A 25,469-nucleotide genomic window follows, 5' to 3' on the forward strand; every position below is an offset into this window, starting at 1 on the left:
ACTTCCACCGGCGCGGGCGGTCCGGAATTTTACCTTCTTCGCAACAGCTTGTCCGGCATGCGCCGAACGGCCTCGCCTTCGCCGCTTTTGTCCTTATATTGCACTGCACAATAATAATGATTCCGAGGAAGTGCCCGACCCGAAAACCACTGACGAGAGGTGAGAATGACCACCACGACCGTCACGGGCTCGGTTCGGAAGCTATGGATCGCGGATCTCGACGCCTTCAGGCAACATCTGACGCGTCTCGATCCCGCCACCCGCCGCCAGCGATTCGGCATGGGTGCCAGCGACGAATTCGTGAGCCGTTATGCCGAGACGAGCTTCAAGCTCGACACCCTGATCCACGGCTGGTTCTCCGCGGGCATGATCCGCGGCGTCGGTGAGCTGCGTGCCATCGACGGCGGACGCCGCGAGGCCGAGGCCGCCTTCAGCGTCGAGGCCGGTTGGCAGAACCAGGGCGTGGGTTCCGAACTGATGGAACGCACGCTGCTCGCCGCACGCAATCGCGGCATCAGCCGCGTCTACATGAGCTGCCTGGCCTCCAACGGCCACATGCAGCGCCTCGCGCGCCGGTTCGGCGCCGAGCTCGAATACGAGGCGGGCGACGTCGTCGGCCTGCTGCTGCCGCCGAGCCCGTCCCCGGTCTCCTACATGAAGGAAGCCGTCAACGACGCCTCCGGCTGGGCGACCGCCGTGCTCGATCTCCAGCGGGGGATGCTGCATGCGGCCGAATGACGTGGCACTCGCCGCGGGCCGGGTCTGGCGGCGATTTCCGTGGGCGGTCAGGACCGCGCGCCCGCGCATCCTGATCGGCCTCGGACGGGCCTGATCGGCTCCGCCGACGCCTCAACGAGCAAGAGCCCCGGATCTCGCGATCCGGAGCTTTTTTGAATCGCGACATCTGATTGCCAAGGCAGGCCGCGTGGAAGCTCGGCTAGTGCTTGGTATTCGACGAAGTACTCAACTGCGAGGCGGTTGCGTATCCGCTTGAGACTCGGGTGAATCAGTTTCATCGGCAGCACCAATGTAGGCGGCAAGTCCGACTGCGATAAATATTATTCCAATGATGGCTTCGTACAATGTTGAAAATCTTGCGACAGTATTGGTTGGATAGAAGTCGCCAGATCCTAACGTTGTGATCGTGACGCCCGATAAAAAACAAGCATCGAGAATCGATTCGAATTTATTATTAAATATTACCTTGTCCGGGTACATTCCTTCTAATACAGCATACAAAAATCCGAACCAAATAATAATTTCAACGTACGCAAGACTTAACAAAATTATGCGTTCTTGCCGATTTATGGGCATTCTCTTTTTATTTTGCCCGTTGTTGATTGCATCATGAAAAAAGGCAAAAACAAGCTCGTTGACTCTAGTTATGCAAAAATACATAGCAAGAAACTTGATCGCCCCGTCGGGGCCGACAATTTTTACGTCTAATGTTACGAAGGCCGTTGCAAGAAAAATTATAAAATAAAAGACCGAATTCCATATCAACATTGTCTTAAAATTCTTAATACACGTCCTATCTATTAGGCAGCGCGCAGCATATCGGCTGGGTGACAGCACAAACACTATTGGGCTTTTCATGCTGGTATCCAAAGTCACGATACTTGGAAGGACTAGCGCTCCCTGTCGAAGTAGTTTGAGACATGATGCGGTTATGTCAACCGAAAATTGCGAGAGGGTCTTGCAGCGTCTCCAATGACGTTTGCGCTAGATAGCCTCGTTCATCAAAGGATATCCAAGTCTCGCCATAGCGTCGCCCAACACCGCAAGGCGCGCGGAACCGTAGCGCCCCGCGGTGCGTGGACATTGGATTATGATCCGCTCAACTGCAGTCCACACGCTGGTGCGTCACATGCGGCGCTCGACCATCATCTTCTTGATCTCCGCGATCGCCTTGGCCGGGTTCAGACCCTTCGGGCAGGTGTTCGCGCAGTTCATGATCGTGTGGCAGCGGTAGAGCCGGAACGGATCCTCGAGATTGTCGAGGCGCTCGCCGGTCGCCTCGTCGCGGCTGTCGATCAGCCAGCGATAGGCCTGCAGCAGCACGGCCGGGCCGAGATAGCGATCGCCGTTCCACCAGTAGCTCGGGCACGAGGTCGAGCAGCAGGCGCACAGGATGCACTCGTAGAGGCCGTCGAGCTTGGTGCGATCGTCGTGGCTCTGGCGCCATTCGGTCTGCGGCTCGGGCGTGACGGTCTTCAGCCACGGCTCGATCGACCGATGCTGCGCGTAGAAGGTGGTCAGATCCGGAACCAGATCCTTGATCACCGGCATGTGCGGCAGCGGATAGATCTTCACCGGGCCCTTCACGTCGTCCATGCCCTTGGTGCAGGCGAGCGTGTTGGTGCCGTCGATGTTCATCGCGCAGGAGCCGCAGATGCCTTCACGGCACGAGCGGCGGAAGGTCAGGCCGGCGTCGATCTTGTTCTTGATGTAGAGCAGACCGTCCAGCACCATCGGACCGCAATCGTCGAGATCGACGAAATAGGTGTCGATGCGCGGGTTGGCGCCCGTATCCGGATCCCACCGATAGACCTTGTATTCCTTCAGGCGCGTCGCCCCGGCCGGCTTCGGCCAGGTCTTGCCCTCGGTCATCTGCGAGTTCTTGGGGAGCGTGAGCTGAACCATGTTTGCCTCGTCTCCTCAGTACACGCGCGCCTTGGGCTCGATGTACGACACGTCGTTCGTCATCGTGTAGGTGTGCACCGGCCGGTAGTCGATCGTGACCGTGCGCTTGGACGGATCGGCCCACGCGAGCGTGTGCTTCATCCAGTCCTGGTCGTTGCGGTCGGGGAAATCCTCGCGGGCGTGGGCGCCGCGGCTCTCGGTCCGGTTCACGGCCGAGTCCATGGTCACCACGGCCTGGGAGATCAGGTTGTCGAACTCGAGCGTCTCGATCAGGTCCGAGTTCCAGATCAGCGAGCGGTCGGCGACCGAGACGTCGTCGATGCCGCCCCAGACCTCGTGGATCAGCTTGTGGCCTTCCTCGAGCACCTCACCGGTGCGGAACACGGCGCAGTTGGTCTGCATCGTGCGCTGCATCCGGTTGCGCAGCTCCGCGGTCGGCGTGCCGCCCTTGGCGTTGCGGAAGTGGTCGAGGCGGGAGAGCGCCAGTTCGCCGGCGTCGGCCGGCAGGTCGGCGTGGCGCTCGCCCTTGGAGATCATCTCGGCGCAGCGCAGACCCGCCGCGCGGCCGAACACGACCAGGTCGATCAGCGAGTTCGAGCCGAGGCGGTTGGCGCCGTGAACCGACACGCAGGCCGCCTCGCCGATCGCCATCAGGCCGGGGACCACGGTGTCCGGGTCGCCGTTCTTCTTGGTCAGCACCTCGCCGTGATAGTTCGTCGGGATGCCGCCCATGTTGTAGTGGACGGTCGGCAGGACCGGGATCGGCTCCTTGGTCACATCGACGCCGGCGAAGATCTTGGCGCTCTCGGAGATGCCCGGCAGGCGTTCCGCGAGGATCGCCGGGTCCAAGTGCGACAGGTGCAGGTGGATGTGGTCCTTGTTCTTGCCGACGCCGCGGCCTTCGCGGATCTCGATCGTCATCGCGCGGCTGACGACGTCACGCGAGGCGAGGTCCTTGGCCGACGGGGCATAGCGCTCCATGAAGCGCTCGCCGGCGGAGTTGGTCAGGTAGCCGCCCTCGCCGCGCGAGCCCTCGGTGATGAGGACGCCGGCGCCGTAGATGCCGGTCGGGTGGAACTGCACGAACTCCATGTCCTGCAGCGGCAGGCCGGCGCGCAGCACCATGGCGTTGCCGTCGCCGGTGCAGGTATGCGCCGAGGTACAGGAGAAGTAGGCGCGGCCGTAGCCGCCCGTCGCCAGGATGGTGCGATGGGCGCGGAAGCGATGGATCGAGCCGTCTTCCTGGCAGAGCGCGACCACGCCGCGACAGGCGCCGGTCTCGTCCATGATCAGGTCGATCGCGAAATACTCGATGAAGAACTCGGCCGAATGCCTGAGCGACTGGCCATAGAGCGTGTGCAGCATGGCGTGGCCGGTACGGTCGGCCGCCGCGCAGGTGCGCTGGGCGATGCCCTTGCCGTAGTCGGTGGTCATGCCGCCGAACGGGCGCTGGTAGATCTTGCCGTCCTCGGTGCGCGAGAAGGGCACGCCCCAGTGCTCGAGCTCGTAGACGGCGGCCGGCGCGTTGCGGACCAGATATTCGATCGCGTCCTGGTCGCCGAGCCAGTCGGAGCCCTTGACGGTGTCGTACATGTGGAAGCGCCAGTCGTCGCGACCCATGTTGCCGAGCGCGGCGGCGACGCCGCCCTGGGCGGCGACCGTGTGCGAGCGCGTCGGGAACACCTTGGTGATGCAGGCCGTCTTCAGGCCGGCCTCCGAGGCGCCGGTGACGGCGCGCAGGCCCGCGCCGCCGGCGCCGACCACGACCACGTCGAAGGTGTGGTCGATGAACTTGTAGGCGTTGCCACCGAGCGCGGGGGCTCCGACGCCGTTCGATCCGTCGGCCATGATGGTCACATCCCGAAAGAGAGCTTCGCGACCGCCCAGATCGAGGCAATGCCCACGATGGCGGCGAAGAAGCTGTTGGCCATGAGCGCAAGGGCCTTCAGGCCCTCCGTGTGAACGTAGTCCTCGATGATGACCCGCATGCCGAGCTGCATGTGGACCGCACCGGCGACGATCGAGGCGGCGAGCAGGATCGCCGAGAACGGCGAGCCGAGCACCGCGCGCGCCTCGGCCGGGCTGCCGGCGTGGGCGATCGAGAGCACCAGGATGACGAGGAACAGCGCGAGCGGGATCAGCGCCAGCGCGGTCAGGCGCTGCAGCCAGAAGTGCTCGGTGCCGTCCTTGGCGGAGCCGAGGCCCCGGACGCGGGAGAGGGGCGTGCGCATATCGGTCATCGGATCACCTCACCGCACGATGTAGTAGACGACCCAGATCAGGATCGTCAGCGCGACGGAGCCGTAGAGATTGATCTTGGCCATGGCGAAGCGGCGATCGCGATCGAAGCCGAGCCCCATGTCCCAGACCAGATGGCGGACGCCGCCGAGCATGTGGTGCATGAGCGCCCAGGTGTAGCCGAACAGGATCAGCTTGCCGATGAAGCTCGCCATGAACCACTGGACCGCGGCGAAGCTCGACGCGCCCGAGGCGGCGGCGATCAGCCAGATCGCCAGCAGCGCGGTGCCGACGTAGAGTGCGGCACCGGTGATGCGATGGACGATCGACATCGCCATCGTCCACGAGAACCGATAGATATCGAGGTGGGGCGAAAGCGGCCGCGCCGCAGCGCCGCGGAGTTTGGTGTCGGTCGTCGACATGTCGCGCTAACCGTCCGTCCGTGCGATGGAGTGAGCCGACCGCCCGCCATGGGCCGGCCGGAACCCGAAGGATGGAAGGGTTCTAGTCTCTTTTTGCAGCGTGTCAAAACCTTCGAAGGGCGTAGACCGCTTTGCAACCCTGTTCTTCAAGCGACCAACGGTCGCCTGCGCCTTTCGGGCGCGGCCGACGCGATGACGCACTGCGGCATCGGGGGCCACGTAACGGCCGCCGCGGGATGGATCCCGCGGCGCTTCAGCCGGATCGGTCGACCGATCCGCGCGGGCCGCGATCCGGGCGACCTGGGGTCAGGCGCGCGCGATCTGGTAGGTCTCGAAATGCTGCGGGTCGAGCGCGCCGCCGGCGACGGTCTTCTGGTCGCCGTCGTGGTGCAGGATCACCTCGGGCAGGTGCGGCAGCGGCCGGCGGACCTTCTCGGCCGGCGCGATGACCAGCGCCTCGCCGGCGACGACGGCCTGACCGTCCTGATTCTCGGCCTTGCAGTCGAGCGTCACATGCCGCTTCTCGGCCTTGGTGCGCACGGTGACGCTGAAGCGGATCGTGTCGCCGATGCTGACCGGGTAGAGGAACTGCAGGCTCTGGCCGAGATAGAGCGTGCCGGGTCCGGGGAGCCGCGTGCCGAGCAGGGACGAGATCACCGCGCCCGACCACATGCCATGCGCGATCACGCGGTGGAACCGGCCGGCATTGGCGTAGTCCTCGTCGAGATGGGCCGGGTTCAGATCCCCCGACACGGTGGCGAACAGCTCGATATCCTCGCGGCGCAACACGCGGGCGACTTCGGCGCGGTCCCCGACGGCGATCTCGTCGAAGGTACGGTTCTCGATCTCGGTCATCGACGTCTCCTTGCTGCGACGCGACAATTATGCTGCGTCGCAGCGAGGAACGCTACGCCGATCCGATGTCAATTCGGCGTCACTGCCCGTGATCGGGGTGAGCCCGGCCGGGCGAAACCCCAATGGACGAAGCCGTTTCAGGGGCTCCGGGCCCAGCCGACCGTCTCGCCCTCGAACAGGGGCACGAGCGTGCCCTCGCCCGGCACCTCGACCGATTCCGCAATGAAACGGCCGGTTTCGGCATAGGTGACCGTCTCGGTCGCGACGGGCAGACCGTAGAAGGCCGGGCCGTTGCGGCTCGCGAAGGCCTCAAACCGGTCGAGCGCACCCTCCTCGGCGAAGACCTTCAGATAGGCCTCCACCGCCACCGGCGCGGAAAACACGCCGGCGCAGCCGCAAGCGCATTCCTTGAGGTGTTTCAGGTGCGGCGCGGTATCCGTGCCGAGAAAGAAGCTCGCCTCGCCGCTGCTCGCGGCGGCGCGCAGCGCCAGCCGGTGCTTCTCGCGCTTCAGAACCGGCAGGCAGTACATGTGCGGGCGCAGGCCGCCCTGGAAGATGGCATTGCGGTTGTAGAGCAGGTGCTGCGGGGTGATCGTGGCGCCGAGCCGGCCGGGATGCGCGCGCACGACCGCGACGGCCTCCTCGGTCGTGACGTGCTCCATCACGATCTTGAGGCCGGGGAAATCCTTCAAGGTCGGCAGCAGCACCTCTTCGACGAAGCGCGCCTCGCGGTCGAAGATGTCGACGTCGGCGCGGGTGACCTCGCCATGAGTCAGGAGCGGCATGCCGGCCTTTTCCATCGCGGCCAGGACCGGACGGATCGCCGCGATATTGGTGACGCCGAAGTGCGAATTGGTCGTCGCATGCGCCGGATAGAGCTTGGCGGCAGTGAACACGCCGTCGCGGTGGCCGGCGACGAGATCGGCCGGATCGGTGCCGTCGGTCAGATAGCAGGTCATCAAGGGCGTGAAGGTCACGCCTTCGGGCACGGCGGCGAGGATGCGGTCGCGGTAGGCGGCGGCCATGGCCGCGGTGGTCACCGGCGGCGTCAGGTTCGGCATCACGATCGCGCGGCCGAAGGCGCGCGCCGTGTAGGGCACGACGGATTTCAGCACCGCGCCGTCGCGGAAATGAACGTGCCAGTCGTCGGGGCGCGGAATCGTGATCGTGCGCATGGGCCTGCCGGTCGCTTGTGAGGTTGCCCCCTCTTCAGCACGAGCGCCCCCTTCGATCAAGCGTCGGCGGATCGCGTGTCGTTCGATCGAGCCGCGGCCGTCATGCCGCGTCGGGCATCTCAGCCCCTGCGCTCGACGATCTCGACGCGGCTGCGGCCCTGGCCCGCGCGTTCGACCCGGATCTGGACCGGGATGCGCTCGTGCATGGCCGGGACGTGGCTGATCACGCCGACCTTGCGGCCCTGGCTCTGCAGGCTCTCGAGCGCATCGATCGCCAGTTCGAGCGAACCGGCATCGAGCGAGCCGAAGCCCTCGTCGATGAACAGCGTCTCGACGAAGGACTGCCGGCCCTCAAGGCCGGACAGCGCCAGGGCTAGCGCGAGCGAGGTCAGGAAGCGCTCGCCGCCGGAGAGGCTGCGGGTCGAGCGGATCTCGTCGCCCATGTCGCGGTCGACCACGGTCAGGCCGAGGCCATCGACGCGGCTGAGCCGGTAGCGCGGCGCGAGATCCTTCAGATGGCGATTGGCGAGGGCGGTCAGGCGGTCGAGCGTGATCTCCTGGGCGATGCGGCGGAACTTGTCGCCTTCGCGCGAGCCGACGGCGGCGTTGACCGCCTGCCAGACGGCGCAGGCGTCCTTGGCTTGCGCGATCTCGGCATCGAGCCGCGCCGCCTCTGCCGTGGTTTCGGCATCGCGGGCGGTCTCGGCCTGGAGCCGGCCGCGCTCCTCGGCGAGCGCGGTCTCCTGTTCGCGCAGCGCGGCGATGGCGGCCTGGATCTCTTCGACCGGGCGTGCCGGGCGGCCGGCGGCCAGCGCGGCGTCGAACGTGGACCGGCGGTCGGCGAGGGTGGTGCCGGCGCGAACGAGCGCGGCGTTGAGCGCGGTCAGCCGGGTGTCGAGCGGTTCGATCTCGGCTTCCGCTGCCAGCAGCGCCTCGACCTCGGCCTCGGCGCGATCGAGGCTGCGGGCCGCGGCCGCCCAGGCCTCCCGGCAGGCGGCGCGCGCCGTTTCCGCCTCGACTTGCGCAGTCTTGGCCGCGGTTTCGGCCGCGCGGGCGCCGGCGAGATCGGCGCTCGCCTTGGCCAGCGCACCGCGTGCGGCGTCGCGGGCAGCGTCGGCCGCAGTCCGGACCTCTAGGATCCGCGCGCGATGGGCCTCCGTCGCCTCGCCGTCCAGCAGCCCGGCGCGCTCGGCCGACAGACGGGAAAGCGCGGCTTCCCGCTGGACAAGGGCGTCTCGACATTTCGCCAAGGCGTCCCGGGCGGCCACTTCGGCGGCGGCCGCGCGATCGGCGGTCGCTTCGGCCAGCCGTAGCGCCTCGCGTGCCGGCTCGACCGATGCTTCGAGACTCTGCCGCGCCTCGACCTTCTCAGTGAGCAGGGCCTGGACCCGCTCCGGATCGCGGTCGAGATCGGCAGACGCAAAACCGGCCTCGCCGAGCGGCGCGGACAGCCGCGCGTCGATCTCGGTCAAGCGGCGGTCCGCCCCGTCGCGGCGCGATCGTGCCGCTGTTTCGGCGAGTGCCGCCTCGGCGCGCGCGGCGACATCGGCATCGCGCTCGGTCCGCCGCAGCTCGCGGGCGGTATCGAGCGTTTCGATCGTACGGCGCAGAGTGTCGATCTCGGTGTCGAGCGCCGCGGCCGCGCGCAGCCCGTCGCGGGCTTGCTTGTAGGCGCCGGTGGTCCGCTCGCGCCAAAGGTCGAGGGCGGCGAGGGTTGCGGGGGCGGCTCATCGGCGGTCGTCAGGCCGAGGTCGAGCGCGGTTTCGACGATGGTCGCGGTCCGGCTGGCGATCTCGGGGGCGAGCGCGGCGAGCTGCGCTTCGGCCTTGGCGATCCGGTCGGCGGCATCGTTGCTCGCGGCCTGGTGTCCGGCCAGTTCGCCGCGCCCGGTCGCGATGGCGGTGTCGAGATCGGCGATCACCTTGTCGAGCGTCGCGCGCTCGGCCCTGATCGCCTCGGCGCGCGCGGTCAGCGCCGCGTCGGTCGCGGGATGATGGGTCGAGCCGCAGACCGGGCAGGGCTCGCCCTCGGCGAGTTCGGCACGCATCCGGCTCGCATGCACGGACAGGATCTGATCGGCGAAATCGGCGAGGGCCTGGTGCCCGGTCCGACGATCGGCCGCGGCGATGCGGTCCTGCCCGAGCTTCTCGAGTTGTTCGCCGGCCGCCCGCGCGGCGGCCTCCGCGGCGGTTCGGCGATCGCGGGCTTCCCGGCAGGTCTCGGTGCGCTCGGCGGCGTCCTCGAACACCCGCCGCAGGTCGGCGATGGCCCGGCCGAGCGTCTCGACCGCCTCGCGCCGCGCCTCCAGCCCGGCGACGTCGATCGCAGCGCGCGCCGCCCGGCGCTCGTCGAGCTGCGCTGTTCGGTCCGCCCTTTCGGTCGCGTCCTTGCCATCGGCCTCCGCGAGCGCGGCGAGCCGGGCATCGCAATCGGCGATCGTCTGCCCCGATGCGGCAATCGATTGCGCGGCGTCGCTGGCGGCCTGCTTCTCTTGCCGTCGTTCGTTGATGAGCGGGCCGAGATCGGCCCATCGGCCGGCGAGTGCGGCCATGCCGGTCGAGGCGGCCAAGGCGGCCTCGATCTCGGCCAGCCCGGTATGGCGCCCCTCGACCTGGCCCTTGGCTGCGTCGAGCGCGCTCCTCTGCTCGACCGCCTGCCGCTCGTCCTTGGTGACCGCTTCGGCGGCGGCATCCCGCTCGCGGCGCGCGTCGACGATCGCACCATCGAGGCGCATTGCAGCAGCCCAGATCGGATCGAATCGCTCGACGTCCCTCCGTGCCGCCTCCGAAGCATCTTCCGTGGTCGTGAGCTGTTCTTGGGCAAGGTTGGCGGCCTCGGTCGCCTTGGCCACGGTGCCGGCTGCCTCGCGCAGGGCCGCTTCGGCGCGATCGAGGCGGAGGGTCGCATCGGCGAGACGATCGAACACCGGACGGACCGCCTGGGCCGCTCGTAACGCGGCCAGATGGGCGCGGTCTTCGGCGGCCGCCTCGCTTGCGGCGCGGGCGGTGCCGAGCGCGGCTTCGGCCGCCGCGACCTCGGCCTCGGCAGCGATGATGCGTTCGGCGCGAGCGAGTTCGTCCGTCTCGGTGTCGGCGCGGGCGCGCAAGGCCTTGATGTCAGTCCCGATCGCCGCGATCCGTTCAGCGAGCGCCGCGCGTTCGGCCTCCGACAGCACGGGGATCATCGCGCGGCGCTCCTCCAGCGCCGTGACGGCCTTCTCGGCCGCGCGGGTACGCTCGAACACCTCCATCGAGACCTTGGCATAGAGGTCGGTGCCGGTGATTTTCTCCAGCAATTCGGCGCGCTCGCCGTCCTTGGCGCGCAGGAAGGCATCGAAATCGCCCTGCGACAGCAGCACCGTGCGCGTGAACTGCTCGAAGGTCAGGTCGGTCAGGTCGAGGACGGCCTTGTCGACCGCCCGCGCCTTGTCGGCCAGCCTCAAGACGACCGCACCGCTGTCGTCGAGCCGGTCGAGGCGCCGCATCGGATCCTGCAGGCGGCCGTCGGCCTTGCCGCGGGCGCGCGCGATCGACCAGCGGGCGCGATAGGGGTGGCCGTCGCGGGCGAGGAAGTCGACTTCCGCGAAGCCGGTCGGCGCCCCTTTGCGGAGGATCGACGCCGGATCGGTGACGCGGAGCTTCTCGTCGCCCGTGTCGGGGATCTTCTCGTCCGAGCCGCGATCGCGACCGATGCGCGGGAACTCGCCATAGAGCGCCAGGCACATGGCGTCGAGGATGGTCGATTTGCCCGCGCCGGTCTCGCCGGTGATCGCGAACAGGCCGGCGCCGGCGAGCGGCGCGGCAGTGAAATCGAGGTCGAAGCGCTCGGCGAGGCTGGCGAGGTTCTGGCCGCGGATGGCGAGGATGCGCATGTCAGGCGCCCTGCCTGTCCGGATCGAGCACGGCGTCGAGCGCGGCCGCGAAGGCGGCGAGGTGGCGCTCGTTCGGCGCGATGCCGGGGTGCGCCTTGTCGAAGGCGAGACGGAACAGATCGAGCGGGTCGCGGTCGGCGAGATCGATCGCGAGATCCGTGGCCGGTGCGTCGTCGGCCTCGCGCTCGGGGCGTTCGATGCCGTGGCCGACCAGCCGGACCGGGAAGGCGCTGGCGATGCGGTCGAGATCGGCCTTCAGCGTCGGCGCCGGGCCGTCGAGCCGGATGCCGAGATGCAGGAACGGCCGTTCCGTGATCGGCAACGCCGGATCGAGGCCGAGGCTCTGGAGTTCGGCCTCGATCGCGGCCGGCGCGAGGCCGCCGCGCGCCGGGATGCGCAGGAACGGCACCGGCCGCTCGATCGGCACATGCTCGATGCGGGTGCCGGCCGCGTCGATCTCGACGATCGTGACGCCGTGGTCGTAGCCGCGTTCGGTCGCCGACAGCGGCATCAGCGAGCCGGAATAGCGCACGGTTTCGCGGCCGATGCCCTGCGGCTTGTGCAGATGGCCGAGCGCGACATAGGCGACGTCGGCCGGAAACAGCGTCGCGGGGATCGCATGTTCGCCGCCGATCAGGATGCGGCGCTCGGCGCCTTCGCTCTCAAGTCCACCGGCGATGGTCAGATGGCCGGTCAGGATCAGCGGTGCGGCCCCGATGCGGGCGCGGGCGGCGGCGACCGCCTCGGCATGGAAGGCGGTCACGGCGCGAACGACCGGCGAGCCCGGGATCTCCTCGCCGGTCTCGATCGGCGGCAGCGAGGCCGGACCCAGATGCGGGATCGCCAGCACATGGGCGGCGACGGCGCCGGTCGCCGATCGGAGCGGGATCAGATGGCGGTCGAGGTCGATCGCACCGTCCCGCCGCGCGACCGTACCGATCGTATGGATGCCGAGCGCGGAGACGATCGGTCCCGGCGCATCGATGCGGCCGGCCGGGTCGTGGTTGCCGGCGGTCACCACGATCGTCAAGTCGGGCAGCGCCCGGCGCAGGCGGCCGAGCGTCTCATAGTAGAGGCGCTCGGTCTCATGCGGCACGTTGATCGTGTCGAACACGTCGCCGGCGAGGATCAGCGCGTCCACCTGCCGTTCCGCCGCGATCGCCACCAGCCGGTCGAGCACGCGGGCGTGCTCGACCTCGCGCGACCAGCCCTGGAGTTTTTGGCCGAGGTGCCAGTCGGCGGTGTGCAGCAGGCGGATCATGGGCGGGGAGAACCGTCGGAACAGGTCGTCAGAACAGATAGGCCGCGAGCAGCCGGGCGACCGGGCCGGAGGCGAGAATCGCCGAGCCGATCATGCAGACGGAAACCAGCGTACCGCGCATCGCAAGCCTCATGACAGCCCCCATTCACTCCGCTACAGTGGTAAGACCAGAAACTAGATACACACAGAAACTAGACGCATATGGGTGATCCGTCAACTTCCGAGTCGAAGCCGGTCCGACACGCGCGGGGCGAGTCGTCTGCGCGCTCTGATTCCGCCGTCGTTTCCCGGTCGCAGGGGCGACCCTCGGCGGCACAGGGCCAGAGCGCAGAGCCGGGCGAGGCGCTGCGCTGGGGTGTCGAGCGGCGGCTCGCCTATCTCGAACAGCGGCTCTATTGGGACGGCTCGGTCAGCCGGCAGGCGCTGATCGACCGGTTCGGCATTTCGGTGAACCAGGCCTCGGCCGATTTCGCGCGCTACATGGAGATGGCGCCCGGCAACATGGCCTATGACGGGCGGGCCAAGCGCTATCGTCCGACGGACGGCTTCGTCATGCGGTTCGGAGCGCCGGATACGGCGCGTTTCCTGGCCGAAGTCCGGGCACGGGCGGAGGGGCTGATCGAGGATGCGGCGGCGTCGATCCCGGATCCGCCGGCAGCCGAGGTCGTGCCGCTGCCGGTCCGTGCGGTCGATCCAGCGGTGCTGCGTGAGGTGGTGCGGGCGATCGAACGGGGGCGCGGCATCGCCGTGACCTACCGGTCGTTTTCGACGCCGGGGGCTCGTCGCCGGGTGATCGAGCCGCATGCGCTGGTGTTCGACGGCACGCGCTGGCACGCGCGCGCCGGTGACCCGAGAAGGGCGACTTCCGCGACTTCGCGCTCGGGCGCATGACCGAGGCGGTCGCGGTCGGTCCGGCGCGGCTCGATCGCGGCGCCGACTCGGATTGGCTCGCCCATGTGACGCTGGTGCTCGGGCCGCATCCCGCGCTGACGCCCGATCAGGCCGAGGCGGTGCGGCTCGACTATGGTTTCGACGGCGCCGAGCTGCGACTGACGGTCCGGCGCGCGCTCGCCTTCTACGTCAAGCGACGGCTGCGGCTCGACATCGACTGGCGCAGCGTGCCGGCGACGACCCAGCACATCCGGCTCGTCGCCGAAGAGCCGGCCGCGCTCGGGACGGATGACACGGACCTGTCGCGCCGCTAGAACTAGGCGCCAATCCAGAAAAAGGCCTCCGCGACGGGGCCTCGCGCCCTGCTCTTCGCGCTCTCCGGAGGTCTCATGTCCGCGTTCTACGCTTCTCGCCGTGCCCTGATGCTCGCCTCGGCTCTCGTGGCCACGCCGCTCCTGTCGTCGGCGGCCCTGGCCGATCCGGTGAAGATCGGCTTCGTGTCGACGCTGTCGGGGCCGTCGGCGGCGCTCGGCGTGCACATGCGCGACGGCTTCCTGCTCGCGGTCAAGGAACTCGGCGGCAAGCTCGGCGGCCAGCCGACCGAGGTCGTCGTGGTCGACGACGAGCTGAAGCCCGACGTCGCCGTCACCAAGGTCAAGGCGCTGCTGGATCGCGACAAGGTCGACATCGTCGCCGGCGTCGTCTTCTCCAACGTCATGATGGCGATCCAGAAGCCGGTGCTCGAGAACGAGACCTTCATCGTCTCCGGCAATGCCGGCCCGTCGCCGCTCGCCGGCAAGGGCTGCTCGCCGTATTTCTTCTCGGCCTCCTACCAGAACGACCAGAACCACGAAGTCATGGGCAAGTATGCCCAGGACAAGGGCTACAAGCGCGTCGTCCTGATGACGCCGAACTACCAGGCCGGCAAGGATTCGATGGCCGGTTTCAAGCGCCACTTCAAGGGCGAGGTGGTCGAGGAGATCTTCACGCCGCTCGGCCAGCTCGACTTCTCGGCCGAACTCGCGAAGATCGCCGCCGCCAATCCGGATGCACTGTTCACGTTCATGCCGGGCGGCATGGGCGTCAATCTGGTCAAGCAGTTCAACCAGGCCGGGCTCAAGGACAAGATCCCGTTCCTGTCGGCCTTCACGGTCGACGAGACGACGCTGCCGGCGACCCAGGATGCCGCGATCGGGCTCCTGTCGGGCGCGGAATGGGCGCCGAACATCGACACGGCCGAGAACAAGGCCTTCGTCGCGGCCTACGAGAAGGAATACGGCGTGGTGCCGTCGGTCTATGCGGCGCAGGGCTATGACGCGGCCAAGCTGATCGACGGCGCGCTGAAGGCGACCGGCGGCAAGGTCGCCGACAAACAGGCGTTCCGCAAGGCGCTGGCGTCGGCGCCGTTCAAGTCGGTGCGCGGCGGGTTCTCGTTCAACACCAACGGCTTCCCCGTTCAGGACTTCTACGTCGCCAAGGCCGTCAAGCGCGCCGACGGCAAGTTCGCCACCGAGACCGTCTCGAAGGTTTTCGCAGAGGCAAAGGACGCCTATGCGGCCGAATGCCCGCTGAAATGAGCAGCGAAGTCGGATCCGAGGCGTCGGCGGCGATTGGCAGCGCGCCGATCCGGATCCACGTCACCGGCGCCTCCGGCGCCGGTGTCTCGACGCTCGGGCGGGATCTCGCCGCGCGGCTCGGTCTGCCCTGGCTCGACACCGACGACTTCTATTGGGCGCCGACCGACCCGCCGTACACCACCAAGCGACCGATCGAGGACCGCATCGCGCTGATGCGGGCGTCCTTCGGCGACGGCGGCTGGATCGTGTCGGGATCGATGGACGGCTGGGGCGATCCGGTGATCGCCGAGGCCGGGCTCGTCGTGTTCCTCGAGACGTCGACCGAGATCCGGCTCGAGCGCCTGCGACGGCGCGAAAGGGCGCATTTCGGCGCCCGGATCGATCCGGGCGGCGACATGCACGAAAACCACGAGGCGTTCATCGCCTGGGCGGCCGGCTACGACGTCGGCACGACCGAGGGCCGCAACCGGGTCCGGCACATGGCATGGCTGGCGCGATTGCCGATGCCGGTGATCCGGCTCGATGGTGAACGCCCGACCGCGGACCTCGCCGACGAGGTCATTGCGGCAGTGGGGGCGGCAGTCGGGGCGGCATTCGAGTGGAGATCGCCGCGATCCAGTCGCCGCGGTAATGGAGACGGCGCCGGCCGCGCGTCGGATGCGCCCGGCCGCGCTCCGGCTCAGAGCCAGCGCTGCGAGAGCAGGAAGGGCCCGCGCCCCGGCACACCGAACACCGTCGAGGCGGCATTGCGGCGCTGAACCGGCTGGGCTTCGCGGCTCGGCATCGGCGTGCCCGGCCGCGCCATACCTGCGGCGGTCGTCTGTCTGGCGATCGGACGCGGCACCGAAGGGGCGTCGGGGCGGGGCGCCGGGCGGGGCTCGGCGTCGGCGGCCGGGCGAGCGGCGCGGAAGCCGCTTTCCGGCGTGACCGGCCCGGAGGCTCCCGGAGCGGACGTCGCCGAAGGGCTTGGACGGCGGGTCGGTCGATCGAATTCGCGCACGATCAGCGTTCGCCGTCCGCTCACCCGCGGACCGCTGCTCGAGGCGCCGGTGTCACGATCGCCGTCGCTCTGCTGGATCTGCCGGACGAGGGAGCGGAAGTCGCCGGTCTGGTCATCGTTCTTCAAGGGAGTGCCTTCGTCTGCGCGCCGATCGTTCCCGTCACCGCGGGGCCGGCCATGGATCTCAATATGGGTCGATTAGACGCTTGCGGCGCCGTCGCCGACATTAAATCTTCGACAGGTTTCTGCCGGAAACGATCACGAAATCGATAGGCCCATCGGGTTCATCGAAACGTCGTCGGCCGCCGCACGACCGCGGAAGCGCTCTGAACGTCGAGGCCGGTACGCTGCGGGCGACCAAACGCCCACGGCGTCGTTGCCGGACTGTGTCGCACCAAAATGCGTTCCGAACCTATGACATCGACCGCCTCCGCCGTAAAGCCCGGAGGCGTCCGTAAGGGCACGTCAGGAAAATCACAGGGATGTTTGCCAACGGATCAGTGTGGGGCCCGAATTCTACCCGGGCGCCCTGTAAATCCTGCGCATTTTACTGAAGGGGGTCAACTAGATCCCAGCAAGTTGCATGGCTCAGTTGCAGACCTGGATCCGGCGCCAGGAAACGTGACGGCGGCCATGCCGGTCGTGCCAGACCACCCGGCGACGGGTCCAGTAGCAATCGTCGCGGTAGAACGGGGCGGTCAGGCCGAACCCGGGAATGATCAGCGGCGCGGGATTGTAGTAAGGCCGGTAGTGCCGGCGATAGTAGGGCCGGTTTCCATAGTATGGCCGGTTCCCGTAGTAGGGCCGATGTCCGTAATAGCCGCGCGAGCGATAGTCCGGGCGGGGACCGATGTTGCCGCGGTTGCGCAGCGGCGGCGTGGCCTGCGGCGCCTGTCGAGGCATCGACATGCCCGGCGTGCGGCCGCCGCTCTGGCCTTGGCCCTGGCCGGGCGGCATCCAGGCCGGATTCTGGCTCTGCTGGGCCGCCGCCGGGGTGAAGTCCGCGACTACAGGGCCGAGCAGTGCCGCGACCGTGGTCGCGGCGATGAGCAAACGCTTCAACATCGTCGGTACTCCTCGATTCCGGGTCGTCTCCCGTCCCGCCTCACGCAACGTGGCCCGTACGCCGGGCCGGGTGCGGCAAAGAAGACCTTCGGCTCATCCAACGGCAGACTGTCGCAAGGGTTCCCGGTCGGGCCGGTTGGCGCGGTCTCGTCGTCGCCGTGGCGATCGTCTTGCAATCGTCTTGGAAATCCGGCACCCCGGTCCTGCCGTAGAGGCGAACACGAACCGGGGGATGGCCATGGCGAACATCGAGGTTCAGCGGCTCGGACCTGCGCAGGCGCACGAACTCGCGCCGCTCGTCGCCGGCTATGTCCAGGAGACACGCCGCGGAGCGCCGCCGCAGCCGGACGACTATTATACCCAGAACATCCTCAGCGACCGGATCACCGAGATCGCCGGGGCGCGGATCGACGGCGAACTCGCCGGCTTCATCCTGTTCTTCGACCTGCCGGACTTCGTGTCGGGCCTGAGGGTCGGCGTGATCGACGTGTTCTTCGTGCGCCCGGATCGCCGCCAGCGCGGCCTCGGCACCGCCCTGATCGAGTGGATCAGCGAGGAGGGCCGGCGGCGCGACTGGTCGCATATCCGCTGGCGTGTCGACGAGCGCACCGCGACCGACAGCTCGCTGCATCCGCATGTCGCGGAGAAGGCGCCGTGGAGCAGCTACGTCATCCATCTCAATCGGGGGGGCGACGGCCGGTGACATCGGGCCTGCCCTGCCGGCTCGGCCTCGGGGCGGACTGGACCGGCGATGTCGGCAGGGAGATCGGCCGCCTCGGCAGGCGAACGAAAGGGCCCGCCGGCCAATGGCCGCGGGCCCCTCGTTCAGAACGCGTCGTCGGACCGTGTCACGCGCGCTCGATCAGCGGCAGACGCGCACTTCCCGATACCGAACGCGCGGACCCCACTCGGTCCAGACGCGAACCGGGCGACGCTCGAACCAGCAGCGCGGGCGGTGGTGGTAGGGACCGTCCCAGCGGCGCGGCGGCGGGCCGTCCCAGCGATGCGGCCGACCATCCCAGTAACCCTGGGCTTCGGCGGTGGTGGCCGTGCCGACGCTGCCGGCCACGCCGGCCGTGCCGAGAACCGCGGCCGTCACGAGAGCGTAGAGGGTCTTGCGGATCAACATCTTCGTTTTCCTTCCCTTTCCGGCGCGACGGCCGCTGGCCATCTGCCGGTATGGTTCGATAATGCGCGCGGAGCCCTGAACGTGTTCTGATCCCGTAGTTTATCTGTTATTCATCTGGATCGCCATCAGGTTGCGCACGGAGGGGGCGCGTCTGAGATTGCGGCGGCCAGCATACGGCGGACCATAACGATGTGGGTTGCCAGTCCGAAAAGGGGGCTCGATGACGACCGACAGTGTGCCCGGTCCCAGTGTGCCCGGCCCCAGTGCTTCGGATCCCGGTGCGTCCGGTCCCGGACCGCGCCCGCCGATCGAGGCCGCGCGCGGCGCGACACGGCGCCGGTTGGTCGAGGCGGCGGCGGCGCTGTTCTGGGCCGACGGCTATACCGCGACCAGCATCGCGGCGGTCGCGGCCGAGGCGGCGGTCCCGGCGGGCAATGTGTTCTATCACTTCAAGGCCAAGGCCGATCTGGCGCGCGCGGTCGTCGACCTGTTCGCCTCGGAGACCGCCGCGAGCCTGGCGCGGATCGATCGACGTCAGCCCAAGCCGCTCGATCGGCTTGCGGCCTTCGCGGCGCTGCTCGCGGACGCCGTGCAGTCGCGGGTGGCGCGCGGCTGCCCGATCGCGCGCGGCACGACCGAGTTTCCGGCGGCTTGCGAGCCGGCGCGACCCTTCACAATCATGGCGGATTGGCTCGCGGCGGTGCTGGTCGCGACCGGCGTCGGGCCCGAGGCGGCGCGGGCGGTGGCCTTGTCGGCGCTGGCGCGCTGGCAGGGCGCGATCGTGCTCGCCCATGCGACGGCGGACGAAACGCTGCTCGCCCGTGAGATCGAGGCGGTCGGGCAGGTGTTGCGGACGGCGGCGGTCGGTGCCCTCGGGGCGAAAACCTGAGGCGGCTCAGATCGCCTCGCCGCGCAGCAGGCGCGGCGTGTCGCCGCCGACGCCTGCGGCCTCGCGAATGAAGCGGCGCTTCAGCCACGCGACCCGATCGACCAGCCCGAGCCCGAAATCGCGGATGAAACGCAGCGGATCGGCGTCGTTGGAGAACAGTCGGTTCAGCACATCGGTGACGACGCCCATCTCGAAAGCGTCGAAGCGCCGCCAGCGCTGGTAGCGCTCCAGCACGTCGAGCCGGCCCGGATCGAGGCCGAGCCGGCGCGCCTCGACGATGACCTCGGCGAGCGCGGCGACGTCCCGGAAGCCGATGTTGAGGCCCTGGCCGGCGATCGGATGGATGCCGTGCGCGGCGTCGCCGCAGAGCGCGAAGCGCGGACGGACGAAATCGCGCGCGAGCAGCAGGCCGAGCGGGTGGGCATGGCGCGGGCCGGCCAGCTCGAGCTCGCCGAGATGGCGGCCGAAGCGGCGTTCGAGCTCGAGGCGGAAGGTGAATTCGTCGCCGCGGACCAGACGCTCGGCGGCCGGCGTCTTCTCGGTCCAGACCAGCGAGGAGCGGTGGCGGCCGGCCGCATCGTCGGCGAGCGGCAGGATCGCGAAGGGACCGGAGGGCAGGAAGTGCTCCTCGGCGCGGCCGCCGTGCGGGCGCTCGTGGGCGACTGTGGTGACGATGCCCGACTGGCCGTAGTCCCAGCGCACGGTGCGGATGCCGGCGAGCTCGCGCAGATGCGAGCGCACGCCGTCGGCGGCAACGAGCAGCGCGGTGCGGATCGTGCGGCCGGAGCCGAGGCGGACCGAGACGGCCGCATCGGTGGTTTCGAAGCCGGCGACCGTTTCCGGCAGCAGGAATTCGACATGGGCCGCGCGCCGCCGCGGCGAGTGCATCGACCATCACGGCGTTGGGCACCATGTGGGCGAAGGGCTCGCCGTCCTCGAGCGCGCCGCCGAAGGTCAGGAACACCGGTCGGGTCGCCGCGTCGGTCAGCGAGTCGGTGACGATCATCTCCTCGATCGGCTGGGCATGCGGCGCGATCTGGTCCCAGACGCCGAGGCCGTCGAGCATGCGCCGCGCCGCGGCCGCGATCGCGGAGGCGCGCCCGTCCGGCGGCGCGGTGACCGGGCGCGGATCGACGATCGCCACCGCGAGGCCCGGATCGGCCTGCTTCAGCGCCGTCACGAGCGACAGGCCGACATAGCCGCCACCGGCGACCACGACATCGAACTGAGGCTTCATGTCCGGTCTCCTCCTTCGCGCGGCCGCGCCGCGTCCGCTTCCGGAAATGTGGGAAGGCGTCGGCGATCGTCTACTCCCGCAAGGACGGCCGGTCAAAGTCGCATCGGAGCGGTCTCGGCCTCGGAGCGGAGCTCGGCACCGGCCGACCACGGTCTGGCCGGCCTGCGGCGGCGGCGCATTGACAGTCGACCGGTCCGCCCGTCACACCTCGGGCGGCGCGGTTTCGAGCCGCACCGCGCGCCACAGGACTGGAGCCGTCATGCCGACCGCCGTCGAAAACCTGCTTGCAACGCTCGATCTCGAGCCGATCGAGGTCAACCTGTTCCGCGGCCGCAGTCCGCAGGTGGGCTGGCAGCGCGTGTTCGGCGGGCTGGTGATCGGCCAGGCGCTGACCGCGGCGACGCGGACGGTCGAGGGCGTGCCGGTCCATTCGCTGCAGGGCTACTTCCTCCGGCCCGGCGATCCGGCCGTGCCGATCGTCTACGAGGTCGATCGGATCCGCGACGGGCGCAGCTTCCTGACCCGGCGGGTCGTGGCGATCCAGCACGGCCAGGCGATCTTCTCGATGTCGGCATCGTTCCATGCCGCGGAGCAGGGGCTCGAACACCGGGTCTCCATGCCCGATGTGCCGAAGCCCGACGCGCTGCCGAGCGAGGCGGAGCTGCGCGAGCGCTATCTCCACGCCGCGCCCGAGAGCGTGCGGCGCTACTGGGAGCGGGAGCGGCCGATCGAGATCCGGCCGGTCGACTTCACCCACTATGTCAGCCGCGAGCCGCTCGACCCGACCCAATATGTCTGGGTCCGCGCGACGGGTGCGCTGCCCGACGATCCGGCGATCCATGCGGCCGTGCTCGCTTATGCCTCCGACATGACGCTGCTCGACACGTCGCTGTTCGCCCATGGGCGATCGGTGTTCGACAAGGACCTGCAGCTCGCCAGCCTCGACCATGCCATGTGGTTCCACCGGCCGTTCCGCGCCGACACGTGGCTCCTCTATGCGCAGGACAGCCCGACCACGGGCGGGGCGCGCGGCTTCAATCGCGGTCAGATCTTCACGGCCGACGGCGTGCTCGTCGCATCGACGGCGCAGGAAGGATTGATCCGAAAAGCGGCGCCGAGACCATGAAATGGCAGTTCGCAAATTAGGCAAGAGCCTATTTTTTGATCATAACGACGGTCTTTGAACAGTCCTGCCGAAAAGCCGCGGAATCTCTGCCTAATTCCGCGCCTAGCCATGACTCGTCAAATGGCACCCGTCTCTGCCCCGAACCCAATTCCTTCGCGCTGTTAAACGCTTAGCGAACACGCGCCGGATTGGCACGAAGCTTGATTCTCTATCCGCGGAGCCGGTCGGGCCAGCCTCGCCGTCACCGGAGTCATAACTTCGACGAGCCCGCATCCAAGCGGGCAGGGGAAACGGGAACCATCCAATGAAAATCGTGATGGCCATCATCAAGCCGTTCAAGCTGGACGAGGTGCGCGACGCGCTCACTTCGATCGGCGTGCAGGGTCTCACCGTGACGGAAGTGAAGGGCTACGGCCGCCAGAAGGGTCACACCGAGATCTATCGCGGCACCGAATATGCCGTGAGCTTCCTTCCGAAGATCAAGATCGAGGTCGCCGTGGCCACCGACCAGGTCGACAAGGTCGTCTCGGCGATCTCGTCCGCCGCCAAGACCGGCCAGATCGGCGACGGCAAGATTTTCGTCTACGGCATCGACCAGGCCGTCCGTATCCGCACGGGCGAGACCGACGTCGAGGCGCTCTGAGAACTCGCGGGGAGTCATAGAACGATGAACTTCAATCTCACACCCTCCCGGGGCACCCGCTGGGCGCTCGCCGCCGCCGGCGCCGCCGCGCTGATGGCGCTCTCGGCGCACGGCGTCATGGCCCAGGACACCGCGGCCCCCGCGGCTGCGTGCTGCTGCGGCGCCCGCCGCGCCGGCTCCGATCGTCCCGAACAAGGGCGATACGACCTGGATGCTCGTCTCGACGGCCTTCGTGCTGCTGATGGCCACCCCGGGCCTCGCGATGTTCTACGGTGGTCTCGTCCGCTCCAAGAACGTCCTGTCGATCTACATGCAGGTGCTGTGCGGCTTCAGCCTGCTCGCCGTGCTCTGGGTGATCTACGGCTATTCGGTCGCCTTCACCTCGAACCCGAGCGAAGCGCTGAACCCGTTCTTCGGCGGCTTCTCCAAGATGTTCCTGAAGGGCGTGATCACCTATGATCCGGCCTCGGGCAACAGCTACGGCAACGCGGCGACCTTCTCGAAGGGCGTGCCGATGTACGAGCTGGTCTACGCCATGTTCCAGCTCACCTTCGCGGCGATCACGCCGGCCCTCATCGTCGGCGCCTTCGCCGAGCGCATGAAGTTCTCGGCCGTGATGCTGTTCCTGGCGCTGTGGTTCACCTTCGCCTATCTGCCGATCGCCCACATGGTGTGGTTCTGGTCGGGCCCGGACGCCTACACGCTGTCTGAGTCCAACGTCGCGGTGATCAAGGCGATGTTCGGCGACGATGCCGCCAAGTCCTACCTCGACATGGCCAAGCCGTTCCTCGAGAAGCTCAAGGCCGTCGGCACCGACAAGGACAAGATCCAGGCGATCCTCGACGACTGGTCGTCGGCCAACGGCGCCGCCGCGGGCTTCCTGTTCAACAAGGGCGCACTCGACTTCGCCGGCGGCACGGTCGTGCATATCAACGCCGGTGTCGCGGGCCTCGTCTGCGCCCTCGTGCTCGGACCGCGCGTCGGTCTCGGCAAGGAGAACATGGCGCCGCACAACCTGACCATGAGCGTCATCGGCGCCTGCCTGCTGTGGTTCGGCTGGTTCGGCTTCAACGCCGGTTCGAACCTCGAGGCTTCGGGCGGCGCGGCTCTCGCCTTCGCCACCACGCTGATCGCCACCGCCACCGCGACCCTCGCCTGGACCTTCGTCGAGTGGATCGGCCGCGGCCATGCCTCGGCGCTCGGCGCCGCCTCGGGTGCCGTCGCCGGCCTCGTCGCGATCACCCCGGCCGCCGGCTTCGTCGGCCCGATGGGCGCGATCGTGATCGGTGCTGCCGCTGGCGTGATCTGCTACTGGGCGGTGACCTGGCTCAAGGGCATGTTCGGCTACGACGACAGCCTCGACGTCTTCGGCGTCCACGGCGTCGGCGGCATCGTCGGTGCGCTGCTGACCGGCGTGTTCGTCAACCCGGCCCTCGGTGGCGCGGGCGTGACCAACTACGCCTCGACCGATCCGACCGCGACCAGCATGGCAGCCTATGACATGGCCGCCCAGATGGTCTCCCAGCTCTGGGGTGTCGGCACCTCGATCGTCGTGACCGCCGTCGTGTCCTTCGTCGCTCTGATGATCATCAAGGTCACCATCGGCCTGCGTGTCAGCGAGCCGGCGGAGCGCGAGGGTCTCGACATCACGACCCACGGCGAGCGCGCCTACAACTGATCGGCAATCGGGCGGGTCCTCGGACCCGCCCGACCCGTTCAGAACCGCGGGTCATAAGACCTGCCGCTTCGTCAAGGCCGCGGGTTCTCGGACCCGCTGTCGCCCGGTCCGGCGGATCTTCGGATCAGCCAGACCCGTTCCTCCTCCGCGGATCTCATGGTCCGCGCCGGTTCCGATCCCCGACCTTCACAGGCCGTCTCGTCTGGACCGACCGCTTCGCCTCCTAGCCGCCATTTCGGACCGGGCCCTCAATCCTCCCTCTCTCCCAGCTACGGTTTCTGGCGGCGAACTTGCCCCGGACGGGTCTCCCGTCCGGGGCTTCTTCGTTCGAGGGTACCGGTGGCGGCACCAGTGGCGGTCCGGCCCGGACGCAGGCCAGCCCGGTCATCGTCCGGGCCGATGCGGCCGCCGCCCGACCGCACCCCAGCCCGACCGCACCCCGCCTTCCGTGCATGTCGGCCCGGCGGCCGTGCTGTTCACGGCTTGGTTAACAGTGACTTTACCGCTCTGCGGCTAGGGTCGGACCATGACCAGCCCCGAGACAGCCTCCGGCCATCGCCCTGCTCCGCGCCCCGCGCGCGCGTCGGCCTTCACGTCGCCGTTCCAGCGCCTCAACGAGCTCCTGGAGCCCCATGCTCCGGGCAGGGCGCCGATCAACCTCACCATCGGCGAGCCCAAGCACGCCTTCCCAGCCTTCGTCGGCCCGGTGCTCGCGGGCGCGCTCGACGGCTTCGGCCGCTATCCACCGATCAAGGGCACCGACGACTTCCGGGCCGCGGTCGGTGCCTGGCTCGAGACGCGCTACGGCCTTGCCGGCCGCATCGATCCCGCGACGATGATCCTGCCGCTGAACGGCTCGCGCGAGGGCCTGTTCTATGCCGCGATCGAGGCGCGCATGGCGACGGCGAAGCGGATCGCCGATCCGGCGATCCTGTTCCCGAACCCGTTCTACCAGACCTATGCCGCCGGCGCGGTCGCGTCCGGGGCCGAGCCGGTCATGCTCGATGCCGGCCCGGAGACGGGCTTCCTGCCCGATCTCGATCGGGTCGATCCGGCGCTGCTCGAACGCACCGTCGGCGTGTTCTTCGCCTCGCCCGCCAATCCGCAGGGCGCGGTCGCGTCGGAAGCGGCCTGGACGCGGCTGATCGAGCATGCGCGGCGCTACGATTTCGTCCTGTTCGCCGACGAGTGCTATTCCGAGATCTACCGGTCGACGCCGGTGCCGGGTGTGCTCGAAGCGGCGGCGAAGACCGCCGGCGGCTTCGACCGTGTGGTCGCGTTCAATTCGCTCTCCAAGCGTTCCAACCTGCCGGGCCTGCGCTGCGGCTTCGCGGCCGGTGATCCGGCCTTCCTCGGCCGCTGGCTCAAGTTCCGCAACATGGCCGCGCCGCAGGTGCCGGGCCCGATCCAGGCGGTCGCCGCCGCGGCCTATCGTGACGAGGCGCATGTCGAGGAGAACCGCCGGCTCTACAACGCCAAATATGCGGCGGCCGAGCGCATCCTCGGCACCCGCTACGGCTACGAGACGCCCGAGGGCGGCTTCTTCCTCTGGCTCGACGTCAGCGCCCAAGGCGGCGGTGAAGCGGTGGCGCTCAGGCTCTGGCGCGAGGCCGGCGTCCGCGTGCTGCCGGGCGGCTATCTCTCGGCGGCCGGGTCGGACGGCACCAATCCCGGCGAGCCCTACCTGCGCGTCGCCATGGTCGAGGACCAGGCGGCGACCGAAGAGGCGCTCGCCCGCATCGTCGCAACGCTCGGCTGACAGGATCGAA

General features: G+C 68.5%; 24 protein-coding genes and 1 pseudogene. 11 read left to right on the forward strand and 14 right to left on the reverse strand.

The features are described 5' to 3' along the window. Positions 1–165: 165 nt before the first annotated feature. A complete protein-coding gene (locus ABS361_19380) occupies positions 166–738 on the forward strand; it encodes a GNAT family N-acetyltransferase (protein ID XBY44177.1) in 573 nt (190 codons plus the stop codon). Positions 739–963: 225 nt separating this feature from the next. Here the strand turns inward: ABS361_19380 and ABS361_19385 are convergent, their stop codons facing one another. The 10 genes from ABS361_19385 to ABS361_19430 all read right to left on the reverse strand — a co-directional run bounded on the left by ABS361_19385 (position 964) and on the right by ABS361_19430 (position 12,465). Next, on the reverse strand, positions 964–1,506 hold the full coding sequence (locus ABS361_19385) for a potassium channel family protein (GenBank protein XBY44178.1): 543 nt from the start codon (positions 1,504–1,506) through the stop codon (positions 964–966). A gap of 357 nt (positions 1,507–1,863) precedes the next feature. Beyond that, the gene (locus ABS361_19390) at positions 1,864–2,643 is read right to left on the reverse strand and encodes a succinate dehydrogenase iron-sulfur subunit (GenBank protein XBY44179.1); all 780 of its coding nucleotides are present in this window, start codon (positions 2,641–2,643) and stop codon (positions 1,864–1,866) included. Between the two features lie 15 nt (positions 2,644–2,658). Continuing rightward, positions 2,659–4,491, reverse strand: coding sequence for a succinate dehydrogenase flavoprotein subunit (sdhA, locus tag ABS361_19395; protein ID XBY44180.1), 1,833 nt, complete (start codon positions 4,489–4,491; stop codon positions 2,659–2,661). Between the two features lie 5 nt (positions 4,492–4,496). Continuing rightward, a complete protein-coding gene (gene sdhD / locus ABS361_19400; protein XBY44181.1) occupies positions 4,497–4,883 on the reverse strand; it encodes a succinate dehydrogenase, hydrophobic membrane anchor protein in 387 nt (128 codons plus the stop codon). A 9-nt stretch (positions 4,884–4,892) separates the two neighbouring features. After that, positions 4,893–5,303: a succinate dehydrogenase, cytochrome b556 subunit gene (gene sdhC, locus ABS361_19405; protein XBY44182.1), complete on the reverse strand. Its 411-nt coding sequence runs from the start codon at positions 5,301–5,303 to the stop codon at positions 4,893–4,895. A 306-nt stretch (positions 5,304–5,609) separates the two neighbouring features. Next, positions 5,610–6,158 (reverse strand): MaoC/PaaZ C-terminal domain-containing protein, encoded by a 549-nt coding sequence (locus ABS361_19410; GenBank protein ID XBY44183.1) that lies wholly within the window; start codon positions 6,156–6,158, stop codon positions 5,610–5,612. Between the two features lie 137 nt (positions 6,159–6,295). Then, a complete protein-coding gene (gene pyrC, locus ABS361_19415; protein ID XBY44184.1) occupies positions 6,296–7,333 on the reverse strand; it encodes a dihydroorotase in 1,038 nt (345 codons plus the stop codon). 119 nt (positions 7,334–7,452) lie between these two features. Continuing rightward, entirely contained in the window at positions 7,453–8,805 is a 1,353-nt protein-coding gene (locus ABS361_19420; GenBank protein XBY44185.1) for an SbcC/MukB-like Walker B domain-containing protein, read from the reverse strand. Next, the gene (locus ABS361_19425; GenBank protein XBY44186.1) at positions 8,802–11,204 is read right to left on the reverse strand and encodes an AAA family ATPase; all 2,403 of its coding nucleotides are present in this window, start codon (positions 11,202–11,204) and stop codon (positions 8,802–8,804) included. Before ABS361_19425 ends, ABS361_19420 begins: the two co-directional genes overlap by 4 nt. 1 nt (position 11,205) lies before the next feature. Next, positions 11,206–12,465 carry an exonuclease SbcCD subunit D gene (locus ABS361_19430; GenBank protein XBY44187.1) on the reverse strand — a complete coding sequence of 420 codons (1,260 nt, stop codon included), beginning with the start codon at positions 12,463–12,465 and terminating at the stop codon, positions 11,206–11,208. Positions 12,466–12,666: 201 nt separating this feature from the next. Between ABS361_19430 and ABS361_19435 the strand changes: the two genes are divergently transcribed. The 4 genes from ABS361_19435 to ABS361_19450 all read left to right on the forward strand — a co-directional run bounded on the left by ABS361_19435 (position 12,667) and on the right by ABS361_19450 (position 15,691). After that, on the forward strand, positions 12,667–13,356 hold the full coding sequence (locus tag ABS361_19435) for a WYL domain-containing protein (protein XBY44188.1): 690 nt from the start codon (positions 12,667–12,669) through the stop codon (positions 13,354–13,356). Then, positions 13,353–13,670, forward strand: a complete 318-nt coding sequence (locus tag ABS361_19440; GenBank protein ID XBY44189.1) for a hypothetical protein — start codon at positions 13,353–13,355, stop codon at positions 13,668–13,670. The genes ABS361_19435 and ABS361_19440 overlap by 4 nt, the downstream gene beginning before the upstream one ends. Positions 13,671–13,745: 75 nt before the next feature. Next, positions 13,746–14,933, forward strand: coding sequence for an ABC transporter substrate-binding protein (locus tag ABS361_19445; GenBank protein ID XBY44190.1), 1,188 nt, complete (start codon positions 13,746–13,748; stop codon positions 14,931–14,933). Then, positions 14,930–15,691: an AAA family ATPase gene (locus ABS361_19450; GenBank protein XBY44191.1), complete on the forward strand. Its 762-nt coding sequence runs from the start codon at positions 14,930–14,932 to the stop codon at positions 15,689–15,691. Before ABS361_19445 ends, ABS361_19450 begins: the two co-directional genes overlap by 4 nt. Here ABS361_19450 and ABS361_19455 read toward each other — a convergent pair. Continuing rightward, a complete protein-coding gene (locus ABS361_19455) occupies positions 15,613–16,059 on the reverse strand; it encodes a hypothetical protein (GenBank protein ID XBY44192.1) in 447 nt (148 codons plus the stop codon). The genes ABS361_19450 and ABS361_19455 overlap by 79 nt on opposite strands. Before the next feature lie 462 nt (positions 16,060–16,521). Continuing rightward, on the reverse strand, positions 16,522–16,998 hold the full coding sequence (locus ABS361_19460; protein XBY44193.1) for a hypothetical protein: 477 nt from the start codon (positions 16,996–16,998) through the stop codon (positions 16,522–16,524). Between the two features lie 238 nt (positions 16,999–17,236). On the opposite strand from ABS361_19460, the gene ABS361_19465 reads away from it, so the two are divergent. Further along, entirely contained in the window at positions 17,237–17,701 is a 465-nt protein-coding gene (locus ABS361_19465) for a GNAT family N-acetyltransferase (protein ID XBY44194.1), read from the forward strand. A gap of 159 nt (positions 17,702–17,860) precedes the next feature. Here ABS361_19465 and ABS361_19470 read toward each other — a convergent pair whose 3' ends face one another. Then, a complete protein-coding gene (locus ABS361_19470; protein ID XBY44195.1) occupies positions 17,861–18,127 on the reverse strand; it encodes a hypothetical protein in 267 nt (88 codons plus the stop codon). A gap of 220 nt (positions 18,128–18,347) precedes the next feature. Here ABS361_19470 and ABS361_19475 point away from each other — a divergent pair, with 220 nt between their 5' ends. Continuing rightward, on the forward strand, positions 18,348–19,016 hold the full coding sequence (locus ABS361_19475; protein ID XBY44196.1) for a TetR/AcrR family transcriptional regulator: 669 nt from the start codon (positions 18,348–18,350) through the stop codon (positions 19,014–19,016). 6 nt (positions 19,017–19,022) lie between these two features. On the opposite strand, the pseudogene ABS361_19480 reads toward ABS361_19475, so the two are convergent. Then, positions 19,023–20,253 (reverse strand): annotated as a pseudogene (locus ABS361_19480) (ubiquinone biosynthesis hydroxylase). Positions 20,254–20,512: 259 nt separating this feature from the next. On the opposite strand from ABS361_19480, the gene tesB reads away from it, so the two are divergent. From tesB to ABS361_19500, 4 genes are all read left to right on the forward strand, one after another. Continuing rightward, positions 20,513–21,379 (forward strand): acyl-CoA thioesterase II, encoded by an 867-nt coding sequence (gene tesB / locus ABS361_19485; GenBank protein ID XBY44197.1) that lies wholly within the window; start codon positions 20,513–20,515, stop codon positions 21,377–21,379. A 304-nt stretch (positions 21,380–21,683) separates the two neighbouring features. Continuing rightward, positions 21,684–22,022 (forward strand): P-II family nitrogen regulator, encoded by a 339-nt coding sequence (locus ABS361_19490; GenBank protein XBY44198.1) that lies wholly within the window; start codon positions 21,684–21,686, stop codon positions 22,020–22,022. 145 nt (positions 22,023–22,167) lie between these two features. Continuing rightward, positions 22,168–23,700, forward strand: coding sequence for an ammonium transporter (locus ABS361_19495; protein XBY46952.1), 1,533 nt, complete (start codon positions 22,168–22,170; stop codon positions 23,698–23,700). 526 nt (positions 23,701–24,226) lie between these two features. Further along, positions 24,227–25,459, forward strand: coding sequence for an aminotransferase class I/II-fold pyridoxal phosphate-dependent enzyme (locus tag ABS361_19500; GenBank protein XBY44199.1), 1,233 nt, complete (start codon positions 24,227–24,229; stop codon positions 25,457–25,459). Positions 25,460–25,469 lie beyond the last annotated feature (10 nt).

The sequence above is a fragment of the Ancalomicrobiaceae bacterium S20 genome, assembly GCA_040269895.1.
Classification (GTDB): Bacteria; Pseudomonadota; Alphaproteobacteria; order Rhizobiales; family Ancalomicrobiaceae; genus Methyloraptor; species Methyloraptor flagellatus.